Consider the following 16,086-nt stretch of genomic DNA (forward strand, 5'->3'; position numbering starts at 1 on the left):
GCCTTCTTTTATTTCGTTTCATATACGATGTCTTGTTGTCGGGATTGTGGGGTGACTTTCACGTTTACCACCTTTCCTCCTTGCAGTTCTGCTTCTACAATAGTATTATCGGAGGCATGGAGCTTAAAGCGTACATCCCACTCACGAGGCCAGGCCGGGAAGAGGTATATCTTGTTGCCAGCCTCTTGCATCAGCATCTCCTGCATTCCAATCATGCCCGACCCACCCCAGTTGTGGTCTGGTGACCAATCGAATCCTGGTCCCCAGAAGGCAGGGAATCGATGAGGGCCATCACCCATCTTCAACTCAAGAAGACGACGGGCTTCGTCAGTCAAGCCCAGACAGGCTGCCCAAATCAAGTCTTGCTTCCAACCAACATGAGAACGGAACTGGATAGCCAGTGAGTCGTTTAAATAGGTATTACGCGCTATATCCAAGTTGGGACGTCCTACTCCATACATACGCCAAGGGAATACAGGATAGAGCTGCATCGTTTCCGTATTATTCACGCGTTCATAGTGCAAGGCTGGTTGGATCTTACCATCACGAATGGTAATGTCGGGTAAGCGACCCAACAGTGCCGTATCGCCAATAGCTTCTGCGACAGTACGAAGAGCGGCAATAGTGGACGTAGAATTATAGGCCATCTTATAGGTCTCTCCTCCTGAACCAGGGTAAAGCACCAACTTACCATTGCCATCCAGTCGTTTGGCACCACGCATATTGGCCAAATACTGATAATGTTCATCAAAGAAACGGAGACAAGAGCGAATCATAGGCAGATATCTATCTATGTTCATTCCGCTATACCGATGAGCCTCCAGTGCCATCATACAAAACTCCAGACAAGTATCCCACTCATATTCCAACCAGGCATTACGTTCTACACCTGGGTCAAAACCAGCAGGTCGCTTTGTTCCATATTCTGGATAACATGGCAGACCATAGTTCTCTACCTGTTCTGTGATACAGGCACCTTCGTGTCCCCAATAGAGTCGACTACGCTCCTCTGCGTTCGGATAAATACGAAGATAGAAATCCAATTGTGGACAAAGCATATCGAAATCCCCATTCTTCAGCATTGGCCAGTACACGAGACGTTGGTTCTGTGATGTATGTACACCTCCTCCCCAGTTACGATAGTCGGGGGTTAGCCGGTATTCCGGTGCCTTTTCTACATATTCCGGATCAAAGGTAAAAAGACCTCCATTAAACTTGGTGGGCCAGCCGCCTCTACTATTACAGCCCAGCATATAGCGGAAGAGCGTATAGTTGCGCGCCAAAGTTCCTTCTTTCATCTCTACATAACTACGCTGCCAGAACTGATGCCACCAGTCACGAGTCTGTTTCCAGTCACGTTTTGTCTGTATCTGACGCTCGGTTTCCCGTAACAGCGACAGCCAGTCAGCGAAGGAACCTTGTTTTGTTGCCAAAGCAATCGTAAAAGCATGGCGTTGAGCAGGGCGTTTGGAGCTGTATGTCCATCCCTGATAATCGCTGCTGGCATATCGTCCCTGCGTAGTTCCTTTCAATACAAACTGATCCCCATGCAAACGTCCTCCGAAAATGAGATTTTTCAGGGGGTTGTACAGACGGTCTTTCACCGCATCCATCTGCTGCTGAGTCACTGTTACGTCAAAAATCGTCTGTTCACCATTCTGATGAACAAAGGTCAAGCCATCGGTAGCAGCGATGATGCTGTCACGCTTAGTGGTGAGACCTTGGGGGGCTGAGAACTTATAGCTAGTTTGAAAACGCTCACGATGGGTAATCTCCCTGTCGTGTGTTCTCCACGACTCATAGGTCACGTCCACGTCTGTAAGTTCCTTTTCTATAGACACCTCTACATGTACAACGGGTTTGTTGACATCCGCCCATATCTGCACCCACTTCTGTCCATCTGTCACCTGAACATAGCCGTCTTTCAGCACCAACTGCTGACGAAAGGAGGAGAGGGCAAAAGGTTTGGACAGGTGAACACGGAAACGTCCCAACTTCAAAAGCGTATTGTTCTCATCAAAGCATCCACTTCGTGAAAGATAGAACAACACATCTCCATCCTCTACCCACACATTCATGCCAATGTCGCCACCACCGCAAGGCATCGACTCTGACGAATTCTTACTTGGCGTACGCCACTCATAGTCCTTTGGTTGGCCATTTACCGACAAAAGGAAACTGATAAAAAAGCAAAAAAGTAATACTCTCTTCATATTTATATGACGGAAAAGCAATAACTTTGTACCCAAAAATAACAAAAGCAAATGAAAATGATGTGGATGTTGGCTTTCACACTACTACCTGTATTGGCTATAACCTACATTAGTTGGCACATATGGTGTCTGCTTCCTTTATCGTGGATTTGGAAAACGATAGCCATCGTGTTGATAGCAGGTTCTTTTCTGTTGATGTTTGCAGGCATTTGGCGCTCTACCGACCGTATGCCCATGCCTCTGGCTATTACCGTATATGAAATCGGCACGTCAAGCATCTTTATCCTACTTTACCTGTTCATGCTATTCTTGGTGTTAGACCTTGGTCGCCTGCTACGGATTGTCTCGCGTACCTTATTATATAATAATGGATGGACAGCAGGTGGCATCGCCCTTTTGATGTTCGGCCTGTTCCTCTATGGCCATCTGCACTATAAGCATAAATACCGTGAAGAAATGACGATAACCTCTGAGAAAGTAACGAAACCTATCAAACTGGTCATGATGAGCGACTTGCACCTGGGATACCACAACCGTCGTGATGAATTACACCGCTGGGTGGATATGATCAATGCAGAGCATCCTGACCTTATATTGATTGCCGGTGACATTATTGACGGAAGCATGCGCCCATTGAAGGAGCAAAAAATGCATGAGGAGTTCCAACGTCTGAACGCACCTGTCTATGCCTGTCTGGGAAACCATGAGTACTATAGTGGTGAACCTGGTGCCCAGCTATTCTATAAGGACGCTGGCATCCATCTGTTGCAAGACTCAGCAGTTATCGTAGGAGACCTCGGCATCATCGGTCGCGATGACCGTACCAACCAGCATCGTAAGTCATTGGGGAAAATCATGGAACTCGCGACTCAACATTTACCGCTTAATACCAAATACACCATTCTACTAGACCACCAGCCCTATCATCTGGAACAGGCAGAGCGCCATCATGTGGACTTCCAGTTCAGTGGTCACACCCATCACGGACAAGTATGGCCCATCTCCTGGATTACTGATGCCATCTACGAGTGTTCCTTTGGTGCATACAAAAGAGGCCACACTAACTATTACATCAGCAGCGGCCTAGGTATTTGGGGCGGCATGTTCCGTATTGGAACCCGCTCAGAGTATGTCGTCGTAACTATTCAGCACTAAATAGGCATTCAGGATTCTCTTCCTTATAGAACTTTGCGTACTCAACATAGTGCTTGGCATTATCAGTTTGCCCAGGACTGGTTGGCTTAATATACTTGGCTGGTACCCCACCCCATATCTCATGAGGACCTATCTTGGTATTCTGCAATACCAGTGCACCTGCCGCAACAATAGCGCCCTCGCCTATCTCGCAACCATCAAGTAGTGTGGAACCCATTCCTATCAAAGCACCATCATGGATAGTACAGGCATGGACGGTGACATTATGACCAATAGTCACATCACAGCCTATGTACGTGGGACCCGTTTCATGAGTCACGTGGATACATGAACCGTCTTGCACATTGGTCCGGTCGCCTATCGTGATAGGTGCCACATCACCACGAACAACGGCATTGAACCACACGCTGCACTCGTCGCCCATCATCACCTCACCGACTATAGTTGCATTCTCACTGAAATAGCAGTCCTTTCCCCATTTAGGAGTAAGTCCGCGGTAACTCTTTATTAAAGCCATCTTGATTTACAATTGTACATCTTCCAGAATTTTCTGCGTAGCACCGGTCATCTGCTTCACAAAGGCGCCTGCTTTCTCACCCAGTTCCTTTGCCAGAGTAGGATTGTCAACGAAGCCGCTCATAAGCCGACGGAAATCGTCAGCATTGGCGATTTCCAGTCCTGCACCACTCTGCTTCAGTCCCTGTGCCTCCTGGAAACGCTCGTTGTTAGGACCGAAAAAGACGGGAACATCCCAGACTGAAGCCTCCAACGTGTTATGAATACCCACGCCAAAGCCACCTCCTACATACGTCACATTAGCATAGCGATAGATACTTGACAAGAGTCCGAAACAGTCAATTATCAAGACGTCTGCATCTTGAAGTGACGCATTTGCTGCCTGGCTATAGCGTACAATCCTACGACCTGCCAACAACTTTTCTATCTGCTGCAGATGTTCTTCCCCTATAACATGGGGAGCGATGATAAGTTTCCACTCCTTATGTTCGTTGAAGAAAGGAATGAATATCTCCTCGTCAGGCTGCCATGACGAGCCGGCAACGAACACGTTGGCATCCTGACAGAAACTATCTACAATAGGCAACTGCTTAGCAGCTTCCTTGATTTGCAGGACACGATCAAAACGTGTATCGCCCACCACTCGGACATCTGTAATGCCCAACTTTCCTAACAATTCCCTGCTGACCTCGTTCTGCACATAGAACCGGGTAAAGCACTTCAGTACGTGGGCATACTGTCGTCCATACCATCGGAAGAAAATCTGTCCTGGACGGAAGATACTGCTCACACTATATACGGGAATGCCGCGATGACGCAGGATATGCAGGTAGTTATACCAGAACTCATACTTGATAAAAAATGCCATCACCGGGCGCACCGTACGTAAGAACCGTCGTGCATTTGTGATGGTGTCAAGCGGCAGATAGCAGATTATGTCGGCTCCTTCATAGTTCTTTCGCACCTCATAGCCTGACGGTGAGAAAAAAGTGAGGAGGATTTTATACTCCGGATGGTCGCGACGCAGTTGCTCCATCAGCGGACGCCCTTGTTCGAACTCACCCAGCGAGGCAGCATGAAACCACACATATTTAGCCTGAGGATCCATCTTTTCTTTCAGAATTCGGATGGACTCTCGTTCACCCTGCCACATCTTGCGAACCTTCTCGTTGAAAAGGCTCGCAACAATAACGCCTAATTGATATATATATATGATCAGATTATACATCAACCCAATATTTCTATGGCTCGTTTCATGCGACGCAGTGTCTCTTCCTTGCCCAAGAAAGCTGAGATGTCAAACATACCAGGACCCTTGCCCTCGCCAACCAATGTCAGTCGCCAAGCATTCATAATGTTACCCAGTTTGTATGCTTTCTGCTCTATCCAGGCATGTACAATCTGCTCCTGGTTTTCCAGAGAGAAGTCGTCAATACCCTCCAGCACCTGCATCAACTCTGTCAATTGCTGGGCAGAATCTTCCTTCCAACGCTTCTTGGCAGTCTTTTCGTCATACTCCGTAGGAGCTACGAAGAAGAATGAGCACAAGGGCCATAACTCATGGACAAAGGATACTCGATCCTTCATCATCGAGGTTACCTGTAATATGCGCTCAGAGGTCTCATTAGGACAATGTTCCTTGACCATCGGTTCGAATAGGGCAGCAATTTCCTCGTTAGACTTCTTCAGGATATACTCATGGTTGAACCAGATGGCTTTCTCATAGGCAAACTTAGCACCTGCCTTCGAACATTTGGAGATATCAAACAAGGGAACCAACTCGTCCAAGGTAAACAATTCCTGCTCCGTGCCGGGGTTCCATCCCAAAAGGGCAAGGAAATTGATGACAGCCTCAGGGAAATAGCCATCCTCACGATAACCACGCGAGGTCTCGCCAGATTTCGGGTCTGTCCATCTCAAGGGGAACACAGGGAACCCCAGACGGTCACCATCACGTTTCGACAACTTGCCTTTACCATCTGGCTTCAACAGCAACGGCAGGTGTGCGAACTGGGGCATGGTGTCTTCCCAGCCAAAAGCACGATACAGCATCACATGCAAAGGAGCAGAAGGTAACCACTCCTCACCACGGATAACATGCGAAATTTCCATCAAGTGATCGTCAACAATATTTGCCAGATGATAGGTAGGCAACTCGTCAGCACTCTTGTAAAGTACCTTGTCGTCACAGATATCACTCTTGACACGCACCTCACCACGAATCAGGTCATTTACCAATATCTCCTGTCCAGGCTCCACCATGAAACGAACCACGTATTGATGACCAGAGGCAATCAGTTGCTCCACTTCTTCTTTAGGAAGGGTAAGCGAGTTACGCATCTGACTACGTGTATGGCAGTCGTATTGGAAGTTCTGTATCTCACTGCGCTTCTTCTCCAATTCCTCTGGCGTGTCGAAGGCAATATAGGCCTTGCCTGCATCCAGCAGTTGCTTGACATACTTCTTATAGATGTCACGACGCTCGCTCTGACGATAAGGACCCTTGTCGCCACCGAACGAGACTCCCTCGTCAAACTGGATACCCAGCCATTTGAATGACTCGATGATATATTCCTCTGCACCCGGAACGAAGCGATTGGAATCAGTATCTTCAATACGGAACACCAAATCGCCGCCATGCTGACGGGCAAACAGGTAATTATACAATGCCGTACGTACTCCTCCTATGTGTAATGCCCCCGTGGGACTCGGTGCAAAACGCACCCTTACTCTTCTTTCTGTCATGTATATATATAGATTTTAGGTGCAAAGGTACAACATTTTATTTTATTTTTATTATCTTTGCAAACAAAATAACAAAAATGAGCAGTACATTCCAAAAAGACGAATTGAATTGGCGCGATATTCTCATACGTTCCGCATTAATTATCGCGACTGTCATCATTGCAGTGTGGGTCATGCCTCATGACAACCGCAGTTACTTCCATGTAGAACAAGGTCGTCCTTGGAAATATGCCGACTTCACGGCACCCTACGACTTTCCTATCTACAAGTCGGAGGCTGCCATCGCACAAGAACGCGACAGCGTCATGCGCAATTACGAACCATATTACAGGCTCGACAGGGAGATGGAACACCGGATGGTTGAGAAGTTCAAAGCCGACTATGCCAATGGCATCCCCGGACTGCCCACCGTATTCGTCAGCATTATCTCCAACCGGCTCCACAGCCTATACCAACAAGGTATTATTGAGCAGAAGGAATATGCCAGACTGCATAACGACACGACACAGATGATACATATCGTCAGTGGAAAGGAGGCTGCCAGCATCTCCGTTGAAGAGGTCTATTCCCCCAAAGCTGCCTACGAACAACTTTTTAGCGAGGAGCAACTTCAAGTGGTACGTCCAATCTTGCAAAAGTGCAACCTGAACACCTATATCGTGCCTAACCTTATCTACGACGCAATACGTAGCGAAACAAGCCGCAACGACCTGTTGGCAGGCATCGCCTTAGCCAGCGGACTGGTACAGAAAGGACAGAAGATTATCGGGCGCGGTGAAATCGTGACGGACAAGACCTACCGCATCATCGAGTCGTTCATGAAGGAGAACGAACGACGCAACGAGGACACCACCCAGAACCGTATCTCTATCCTCGGGCAGGTAATGTATGTTGCCATCCTCATGTTTTGCTTCACCCTCTACCTGACGCTCTACCGCAAGGACTACTTCGAGAAGCCCCGAAGCATCGCCATGCTTTACACACTCATCATCATGTTCGTCCTGCTGACGGCACTAGTCATGCGCAACACGTTCATCCACATCTACATCCTACCCTATGCGATGGTGCCCATCTTCGTGCGCGTGTTCATGGACTCCCGAACAGCCTTCATGACACATACTATCATGGTTCTCGTATGTGCCACCATGCTGCAACACCCTTATGAGTTTGTAGTCATCGAACTGATTGCAGGTCTGGCAGCCATCACGTCACTCCGCGAACTATCCCAGCGCTCTCAGTTGTTCAAGACAGCGATTGTCATCACCATAACCAGCGTTATTGTCAACCTGTCTTTCGACTGGATGACAGCTGACACCATCACACAGATAGATTATAATACCTACAACTCAATTATTGCCAATGGTGTCATTCTGCTCTTTGCCTATCCACTGCTCTATCTCATCGAGAAGACCTTTGACTTTACCAGTGACATCACGCTTATCGAACTGTCCAATACCAACAGCACACTGCTTCGCCAGATGAGCGAAGTGGCTCCCGGCACCTTCAACCACTCCATTCAGGTGGCTAACCTGGCAGGTGAGATTGCCAACAAAATTGGAGCAAAAGCACAACTGGTACGCACAGGTGCCCTATATCATGACATTGGAAAACTGGCCAACCCTATTTATTTTACAGAAAACCAGTCGGGCATTGATCCACATGAAACACTGACCGACATTGAGAGCGCCCAAATTATCATCAGTCATGTCACTGAAGGGTTGAAGATGGCTGACAAATACGACCTGCCACAGGTCATCCGAGACTTCATTGCCACCCACCACGGACAAGGCAAGGCCAAGTTCTTCTATATCCGCTATCACAACGAGCATCCCGACGAACCCGTTGACGACCTGCTGTTCACCTATCCTGGGCCGAATCCTTTCACCCGCGAACAAGCCTGTCTCATGATGGCAGACACCGTGGAGGCTGCCTCACGCTCACTGCCCGACTATACAGAGCAATCGATACGCGGACTAGTAGAACGACTTATTGATACTCAGGTAGCAGAAGGCTATTTCCGCGAGTGTCCTATCACCTTCCGCGACATCCAATATGCCAAAACGGTACTCATTGAGAAGTTGAAGACCATCTATCATACACGCGTCAGTTATCCAGAAAAAAAGAATTAGTTCCAGATAACAGGCCGGCCTCTGTTTGCGCACACAAAAACATGCACACTTTCGCACATTTGTGCAGGAAGTGTGCCATTTTTAGTTAATAAGTATTAATAATATATGCACTTTTAGCGCCATTTTGTGCAATTTCCTTACCTTTGCAGCCGTTTTTGGCAAAATAAGTTTAAAAGTAATGAAAAAGATTTTAGTTTCATTCGTTGTTTTCATGATGACAACAGCCACCACCTTTGCCGGTGGTATTCTTACTAACACCAACCAAAGTGTTGACTTCTTGCGAAATCCCGCACGCGATGCTGCCATCAGCCTCGATGGTGTCTACTCAAATCCTGCTGGTGTAGTCTTTATGCCAGAAGGCTTCCATCTGGGTATCAACTGGCAGTATGCTCACCAGACGCGTACCATCACGTCAACTAATCCCCTTTTCCAACTAGGAAGAAAGAACAATCAAACCAGCCCTGTTAAGACATTCGAAGGAACAGCCAATGCACCTATCATTCCTTCTATCCAGGTTGCTTACAACATGGAGAACTGGAGTTTGCAGGCTAACCTGTCCGTTCCTGGTGGTGGCGGTGCTTGTGAGTTTGAAGATGGTTTGGGTTCCTTCGAGAGCGTTGTCGGCAACATTGCCGCTATGCTGAAACCTTTTGGCGCTCAAGGTTACGATATGGACGGATACATGAGAGGTCGCCAGTACTATTATGGAGTCACGGTGGGTGCAGCCTGCAAGGTCATTCCTAACCTCTCGCTCTACGGAGGTCTGCGCATGGTATATGGTGATGCTACTTACAAGGCTAAGATCAGCAATATTCAGGTGAAAACAGGTGCCGGTTATGTTGACTTCGGCAGCTACCTTCAGCAGGTTACCGCTGCCGGTTATGGCGACAAAGTGGCAGAACTGCAGAAGTATGCCGATGGTGTTAACCTCTTGTGTAACCAGGATGGTGTCGGCTTTGCCCCTATCATTGGTATTGACTACAAGCTGAATAAGTTCAACTTCGCTGCCAAGTACGAGTTCCGCACTCAGATTCGCATGAAGAATGAGTCTACTGTCAACGAGGCCAGCGAGATTGCTGCTGTCAACAAATTCCGTGATGGAGAGAAGATTAACGAGGACATGCCAGCCCTGCTGACTATCGGTGTTCAGTACTCTCCTATTGACATTGTTCGCATCAATGCCGGCTGGCACCACTTCTTCGATAAGGATGCCTCATGGTACAACAACTCACAGGAACTGCTGAGCCACAACACCAACGAATTCCTGTTGGGTGCTGAGTGGGATACCACCGAGAACCTCACTTTCTCTGCTGGTGGTCAGCTGACACGCTATGGTAATACTGACGAATACATCAACGACATGTCGTTCGTTGTCAACAGCTACAGCATCGGTTTCGGCTTCAACTACAAACTGTCTTCAAAGGTATCTGTAAAGGCAGCCTATTTCCAGACCTACTATGGTGACTACGACCGCACATCAGCAACCAATCCACAAGTGAAGGATTCCTTCACCCGCACCAACCGTGTGTTCGGTGTAGGTTGCCAGCTCCACCTCTAAAGCGGGTCTGCATCATAATAGATTTGCAACGAGGCATATCGTTTGTCCGCGAGCATCTGCGATTGCGCAAGCAGCAGGTACTTGCGGACTCGTTTCATGTCTATGCCATTCTCCAGCTTCAGCACCAGCTTGCGGATATTCTGTGACTTCACCTTGGCAACGGAAGGTTTGTCTGGTCCCAGCACGCGTCCTCCGAACCACTGGCGCAGTCGGCTTCCCATCTCAATGCCTGCCGTATTGACCACATCATCATGACTATGTTTCATGAAGACATATACCAAGTGGTAGTAAGGCGGATAATGGAAAGCCTGTCGTTCGGCAGCCAGACTCTTATATAAAGAGGTATAGTCGTTGCGAACCACTTGTTGGATGACAGGCAGGTCCTTCTGCTTCGTCTGCAGGATAACCAGTCCGCGCCTGCCCTTGCGTCCAGCTCTTCCACTAACCTGTGCCATCATCATGAAGGCATGCTCGTAGGCTCGGAAGTCGGGATAGTTCAGCATCGTGTCGGCATTCAGGATACCAACCACCGACACTTTGTCGAAATCAAGTCCCTTGGATATCATCTGCGTACCTATCATGATATTCGTACGTCCTGCAGAGAAGTCTGTGATGATGCGTTCGTAGGCATTGCGTGTCCGTGTGGTATCCAGGTCCATGCGAGCCACACGCGCTTCAGGGAACACTTCCCTGACCTGTTCCTCTATCTTTTCCGTGCCATAGCCCTTGGTGCGCAAGTCTGTCGACCCGCAACAAGGACATTCCGTCGGCACACGATAGGTGTAGCCACAATAATGACACGTCAACTGGTTCAACTGGCGGTGTAGTGTCAAGCTTACATCACAATGCTGACAACGGGGCACCCACCCACACTGCCTGCACTCGATCATAGGCGCAAAGCCTCGCCGGTTCTGGAAGAGGATAGCCTGCTCTCCACGCTCCAACGCCTCCCTGACCTTTGTCAACAGGAGGGGTGAGAAAGGCCCTGCCATCATCTTACGGTGTTGCAGATCTGCGATGTCAACCACCTGTATCTCAGGCAGTTCAATGCTTTTGTATCGCTCCGTCAATTCCACCAGTCCGTACTTACTCGTCTTGGCGTTATGGTAGCTCTCCATCGAGGGTGTGGCAGTGCCCAGTACCACTTTGGCTCCCTGTTGCTGTGCCAGCATAATAGCGGCACTGCGGGCATGATAGCGGGGAGCAGGGTCTTGCTGCTTGTAGCTTGTCTCGTGTTCCTCGTCGACAATAACGAGTCCTAACTGCTGGAAAGGCAAGAGCACGGCAGAGCGCGCTCCCAGAATCACGTCGTAGGGATTCTTCGAGAGTTGTTTCTGCCAGATTTCCACGCGTTCCGCATCTGAATATTTGGAATGGTAGATGCCCAACCGATTGCCAAATACTCGCTGCAGTCGTTGCATCATCTGCACCGTCAGCGCTATCTCTGGTAACAGGTATAGCACCTGTTCCTTGCGTTCCAGAGCCCGTTTGATAAGATGGATGTATATCTCCGTCTTTCCGCTCGACGTCACACCGTGCAACAGTGTCACGCGGTGCTTCATCATCGACATCAGAATGGCATTATAGGCCGTTTGCTGTGCCTCGCTTAACAGTTGGATGAGTTCAGGACGATATTCGCCACTATGGTTCAGTCGTCCCACTTCCACCTCATACGTTTCCAGCATCTGGCGCTTCTCCAACTGCTTCAACGTCTCTGCCGAGGCGTGACTGGCGTTCAGCAGTTCCTCACGCGTCACCTCGACAGGCTTCACACCATCCTCCATCTCGTCCCAGTGAGACAACTCGAGGTAAGCCGTGAAAGCTTCCAACTGCTTGGGCGCACGTCCCAACACGTTCAGTGCGATATGCAAAGCTGTCACGTTGCAATACTGCGCCGTCAGCCGTATGTATGTCTCGGTCTTCGGCTTATACCCTTCCTCCGCTTTCAACCCTGATGGCAAAGCCGCCTTATACACGTCGCCGATGGGTGATAGATAGTAGTCGCTGATCCATTGCCACAACTGCAACTGTCGTTCGGTTACGATGGGTTCCTCATCCATCACCTGCGCTATCGGCTTCACCTGATAGCCCTCTGGCTTTACGTCGTGCACCTTAGCAACAATAGCCATATACGTCTTGTTACGGCCGAAAGGCACCAGCACGCGCATTCCAACCCTCACGCTCATCCCTTCAGGAATGGCGTAGGTGAACAACCCCTGTAGGGGCACAGGTAATATCAAGTCGGCGTAGTGCATCATATTTTGCAAAGGTACAAATAAGCAAGTGAAACGCAAAACGAAAACCCGATTTTCTTTTCATTTGGTAGCCCTAAAAAAGCGACCTCACTACACGAGGCAGTGGGTCGCATAAAATATGGGGACGAAAATTAGTCTAGAAGAAATAGGCCGCTGATATCTGCCAAGAGCTGGCCTTGCCGTCAGTAAAGGCATTCCACGTCTGCTTGGTAGCATCCCAGAGCTCAACCTCACCAGTCTTGCCGAGTGCAAAGTTGTAGTTGGCAGTAATCTGAAGGTGATCGAGAATCGTCGTACCAATACCAAGGTTGGCGCTGACATTGGAAGAACGAAGCGTCCAGTTTGCGGCATCGTCGAGAATCTTCTTGTTCTTGTCACCCAGGTTGAAACCAAACTGAGGACCAGCAAAGGCAAACAGGTTGGCAACACTGCCCAGACCTACGGCATAGCGAATATTGATGGGCACCTGGAGTGACTGGCTCTTCAGGGTACTTTCAACCTCTGCGCCACTAACTCTCCTCGTCACGCTGACCTTGGCTGAGCGCTGGTCATAGAGGGCAGAAGCGTCGACACTCAATCCTGGGACAGGCAGGCCTATCTTCACCGTGGGTCCGATGTGGAAACCCTCCTTACTCTTCAGGTTGTTACCGATTGACTCGCTCAGCGATAGGTTCGTCAGGTTCAATCCACCTTTCAGACCGAACTTCACCTGAGCCTGCGAGGGCAGAGACAATGCTACTGCCGCAAAAAGGAGCATCAATATCTTCTTCATATCCTGTATACTTTAATGAATTGCTTTTCTGTCTGCAAAGATAAGCATTTCTGCTCATATTTGCAACCTTTTCCCGTTGTTTTTTTAAACTTTAGTGGCGCTGACGACGAACAGTGACACGAGCTGAGCCTGACGACGAAGAACTGCCACTGCTCTTGGTGCGCGACTTACGAACGCTGGCTGAACTGCCCTTACGGGCCTTCTTGGCTGCCAGCTTCATCTGCTGTGGGTCTAGACGGGCTATGGAATCCAGCGAATCTTTACGATGCTTGTCACCGAAGATATTCTGCTCGAAGGCTACCAGCTCAGCCTCAATCTTCTTCTGTTCCTTAGCCAGAGCAGAGTCGTTAGAACAATACTGGGCGAGCGTCTTACCCAACATATTGGTGGTCTTGTATATTTTACCTTCGTAGCGGTTCAGCGTGAAGTAATCCTCCATTGACATGGTAGCAGCATTGTTCAAGTTGGAAGTCATCACGGTCTGGCGACTCAAGAAGGGTTCCAAATCAGCATAGCGCACCCAGAACAGGGGATATTTGGAGGCCTCGCCTCCGAAATCGTCCTCACGCAACATGACAGGACACACTGCGAGCACCTTGCGGTGGAAGGTGGAGTTGGCCTGGTCGTAGTAAGCACTCTCCTTCAGATAGTATAGCTTAACCTCAGCAGAAGGTATATCGCTATTCTCGACACGCAACTTGCCGTTCTTCTCTTCATAGAAGATGTGGTAGTTGTCGAGTACCGTCTTCATCTGCACACGGGCAGAATCGTTAAATGCCTCATTGCCATCCAAGCGGTATTCATAGACGGGGATATAGCCGTTGAGCGCCAGTTTGAAGATGTAGGTAAACAGGTTCACCTGCTTGTCAATAGGTTCCACGGGGAAGTAGAGGCCTGCATTGCTGTCGCTGTTGAGGTCGATTTCGCGATAGATGTCGCGACGCCACACCACATCCTCAGGCATATCGATGGCTGTAGGGAACATCAGACGAGCGCGCATCGACATACCCTGATTCTGAGTTGCCTGCTTCTGCTGCTGTTGCTGCTGCGATCTCTGCTGCTGGCGACGAGCTTTAGGCTGCGCACTTACGGCACCAGCCATCAGCGTTATCATCAATAAGAACAATACTCTCTTCATAATTATCTGTTATCAATTGTCATTTCTCTATTATTTCACAATCACCTCCATCGACGCATTCAGCTTACGCGAAATACCATCGGGACCGATAGCATTCACCCTAGAGATGTAGAAGCGACGGTTACGTTGCAACTTGCGGAAGGCGTCCTTCTGACGGGCTGAGAAGCTGGCACCATCACTAATCATAGGCACCGCATTACCCATATTATCGAAGAAGACGGTCTCGAAACTCTGCACACGAAAGGCAATATCGAGAATGCCGTCGTCGATAGCCGCGCCAATGCCGTCTACCGCCATCAGCTGTGCTTTAGACAAGCCACCTCCTTTGTATCGAATAGGGCTTCCTGACTCGTCTTTCATCGCAATGAACGGTGTGGGGTCTGGCAGACGGCGAACACGGAAAGTGAACTGTCCCATCTGCTGGGCGCGCCCTGTGTTCGTCGACGTCACCGTGATGGTAACATTCTGTCCTACAGCAGTAGGACGGGCGATGTAACGCCCTGGGCCGACGGGTTGCAGAGAACCGCCACTCATCGTGGCCTGTACCTTGTTGACGGGTACACCAGGAACCGATACGCTCAACGGGTTGTTATAGCCGGCATAGAGCACATTCATCAAGTCGGCAGAAACCGTTGCCGACGGGTCTACCACCGTATATTTCTGTTCGAAGTTACGTTTCAGCAGTTCGCCATTGCCGTTCTCCACCTGGATAAAACCGCTTAGCGTGAAATCGCCCGTACGACCGGCAATGGTCTCATAAAGTCCACCGGGCAGGTTGACCTCCTTGCCACCGATGAATATCTGAGGCTGTTGTGTCGTATCGACAGCAGCCATAACAATGCGTGCCGAGAACTTATCACCACGCACGATAGTCTGCGAGTTGGGGATGACGAAGGCGTTGAATGCGTTAACGCGGATATCCTTCACGTCGATGTTGCTGACCAGCGTGTGGAGCACCTCACCCTCAGCATAGCGCACGTCGCTCTGCATCTTGCTGAGTAGCGTGACAGCAGCAGCAGCAGGCATCGACTCGAACATGTATTCCTGCCAGTTCTTGCCCATCGTCTGCGCATTGTCGGGTAAATCGGTGGAAAGGTTCGACGCGATTGTCTTCTTCTGACGGTAGTTAGTGACCATCTGGAGCATCTTGTTGCGATAGGCGGTAATCTCGTCAAACAATTCCTTACCGCGTCCGCGTCCTGGAGCGAGCATCACCTGATTGGCAGCCTCGATGTCATCCTTGTTACGAATATCATGTACGTCGCCATCCTTGCCGTCGGCTTCTTGAACAATAGCCAGTTTCAACTCGTCAAGGAGGTTGTAGAGATTGTCGCTCAGCTGCTTCACCTCTTGCGACTTGTCGTACCACTGACGGACCTTCTGCGGGTTCTTCTTCATCTGGGTGGCAAAGTCGTCGTAGATAGCCTGATTCTCCTGAATGGACGTCTGCGTGGTGCGCTTCAGGCTCTCTTCCACAATAGAGAAGCCGTTGAGCACCTCCGTAGAGATGTTCAATGCCAGCATAGCCATCAGAACAACGTACATCAGATTGATCATCTTCTGACGGGGCGAAACGGGTCTCTTCTTAATTGCCATAGCTTACTT

At 49.3% G+C, this 16,086-nt stretch carries 11 protein-coding genes; 3 read left to right on the forward strand and 8 right to left on the reverse strand.

All coding sequences use genetic code 11. From position 1 onward, the window contains the following. Nucleotides 1–8: 8 nt before the first annotated feature. Nucleotides 9–2,213 (reverse strand): DUF5703 domain-containing protein, encoded by a 2,205-nt coding sequence (locus tag BLU47_RS09085; RefSeq protein ID WP_091961501.1) that lies wholly within the window; start codon nucleotides 2,211–2,213, stop codon nucleotides 9–11. A gap of 51 nt (nucleotides 2,214–2,264) precedes the next feature. Between BLU47_RS09085 and BLU47_RS09090 the strand changes: the two genes are divergently transcribed. Beyond that, a complete protein-coding gene (locus BLU47_RS09090; protein WP_091961504.1) occupies nucleotides 2,265–3,368 on the forward strand; it encodes a metallophosphoesterase in 1,104 nt (367 codons plus the stop codon). Here BLU47_RS09090 and BLU47_RS09095 read toward each other — a convergent pair. Genes BLU47_RS09095 through gltX form a run of 3 tightly spaced genes read right to left on the reverse strand, consistent with a single transcriptional unit; the run spans nucleotide 3,355 to nucleotide 6,629 of the window. After that, complete coding sequence (locus BLU47_RS09095; protein WP_091961507.1) at nucleotides 3,355–3,885, reverse strand: gamma carbonic anhydrase family protein; 531 nt, start codon at nucleotides 3,883–3,885, stop codon at nucleotides 3,355–3,357. The genes BLU47_RS09090 and BLU47_RS09095 overlap by 14 nt on opposite strands. A 6-nt stretch (nucleotides 3,886–3,891) precedes the next feature. After that, nucleotides 3,892–5,112, reverse strand: a complete 1,221-nt coding sequence (locus tag BLU47_RS09100; protein ID WP_091961509.1) for a 3-deoxy-D-manno-octulosonic acid transferase — start codon at nucleotides 5,110–5,112, stop codon at nucleotides 3,892–3,894. Beyond that, nucleotides 5,112–6,629 carry a glutamate--tRNA ligase gene (gene gltX / locus BLU47_RS09105; RefSeq protein WP_091961512.1) on the reverse strand — a complete coding sequence of 506 codons (1,518 nt, stop codon included), beginning with the start codon at nucleotides 6,627–6,629 and terminating at the stop codon, nucleotides 5,112–5,114. The genes BLU47_RS09100 and gltX overlap by 1 nt, the downstream gene beginning before the upstream one ends. Nucleotides 6,630–6,706: 77 nt before the next feature. Here gltX and BLU47_RS09110 point away from each other — a divergent pair, with 77 nt between their 5' ends. After that, nucleotides 6,707–8,758: an HD family phosphohydrolase gene (locus tag BLU47_RS09110; RefSeq protein WP_091961515.1), complete on the forward strand. Its 2,052-nt coding sequence runs from the start codon at nucleotides 6,707–6,709 to the stop codon at nucleotides 8,756–8,758. Between the two features lie 178 nt (nucleotides 8,759–8,936). Continuing rightward, nucleotides 8,937–10,316, forward strand: a complete 1,380-nt coding sequence (locus tag BLU47_RS09115) for an OmpP1/FadL family transporter (RefSeq protein WP_091961518.1) — start codon at nucleotides 8,937–8,939, stop codon at nucleotides 10,314–10,316. On the opposite strand, the gene priA is transcribed toward BLU47_RS09115, so the two are convergent. The 4 genes from priA to gldM all read right to left on the reverse strand — a co-directional run bounded on the left by priA (nucleotide 10,313) and on the right by gldM (nucleotide 16,077). After that, complete coding sequence (gene priA / locus BLU47_RS09120) at nucleotides 10,313–12,571, reverse strand: replication restart helicase PriA (protein ID WP_091961785.1); 2,259 nt, start codon at nucleotides 12,569–12,571, stop codon at nucleotides 10,313–10,315. The genes BLU47_RS09115 and priA overlap by 4 nt on opposite strands. A gap of 136 nt (nucleotides 12,572–12,707) precedes the next feature. After that, on the reverse strand, nucleotides 12,708–13,343 hold the full coding sequence (locus BLU47_RS09125; protein ID WP_091961521.1) for a porin family protein: 636 nt from the start codon (nucleotides 13,341–13,343) through the stop codon (nucleotides 12,708–12,710). Between the two features lie 91 nt (nucleotides 13,344–13,434). Then, complete coding sequence (gene gldN / locus BLU47_RS09130; protein WP_091961524.1) at nucleotides 13,435–14,481, reverse strand: type IX secretion system ring subunit PorN/GldN; 1,047 nt, start codon at nucleotides 14,479–14,481, stop codon at nucleotides 13,435–13,437. Nucleotides 14,482–14,511: 30 nt separating this feature from the next. Next, on the reverse strand, nucleotides 14,512–16,077 hold the full coding sequence (gene gldM / locus BLU47_RS09135) for a type IX secretion system motor protein PorM/GldM (RefSeq protein WP_091961526.1): 1,566 nt from the start codon (nucleotides 16,075–16,077) through the stop codon (nucleotides 14,512–14,514). Nucleotides 16,078–16,086: the final 9 nt, after the last annotated feature.

The sequence above is a fragment of the Prevotella sp. tc2-28 genome (assembly GCF_900107705.1).
Taxonomy (GTDB): domain Bacteria; phylum Bacteroidota; class Bacteroidia; order Bacteroidales; family Bacteroidaceae; genus Prevotella.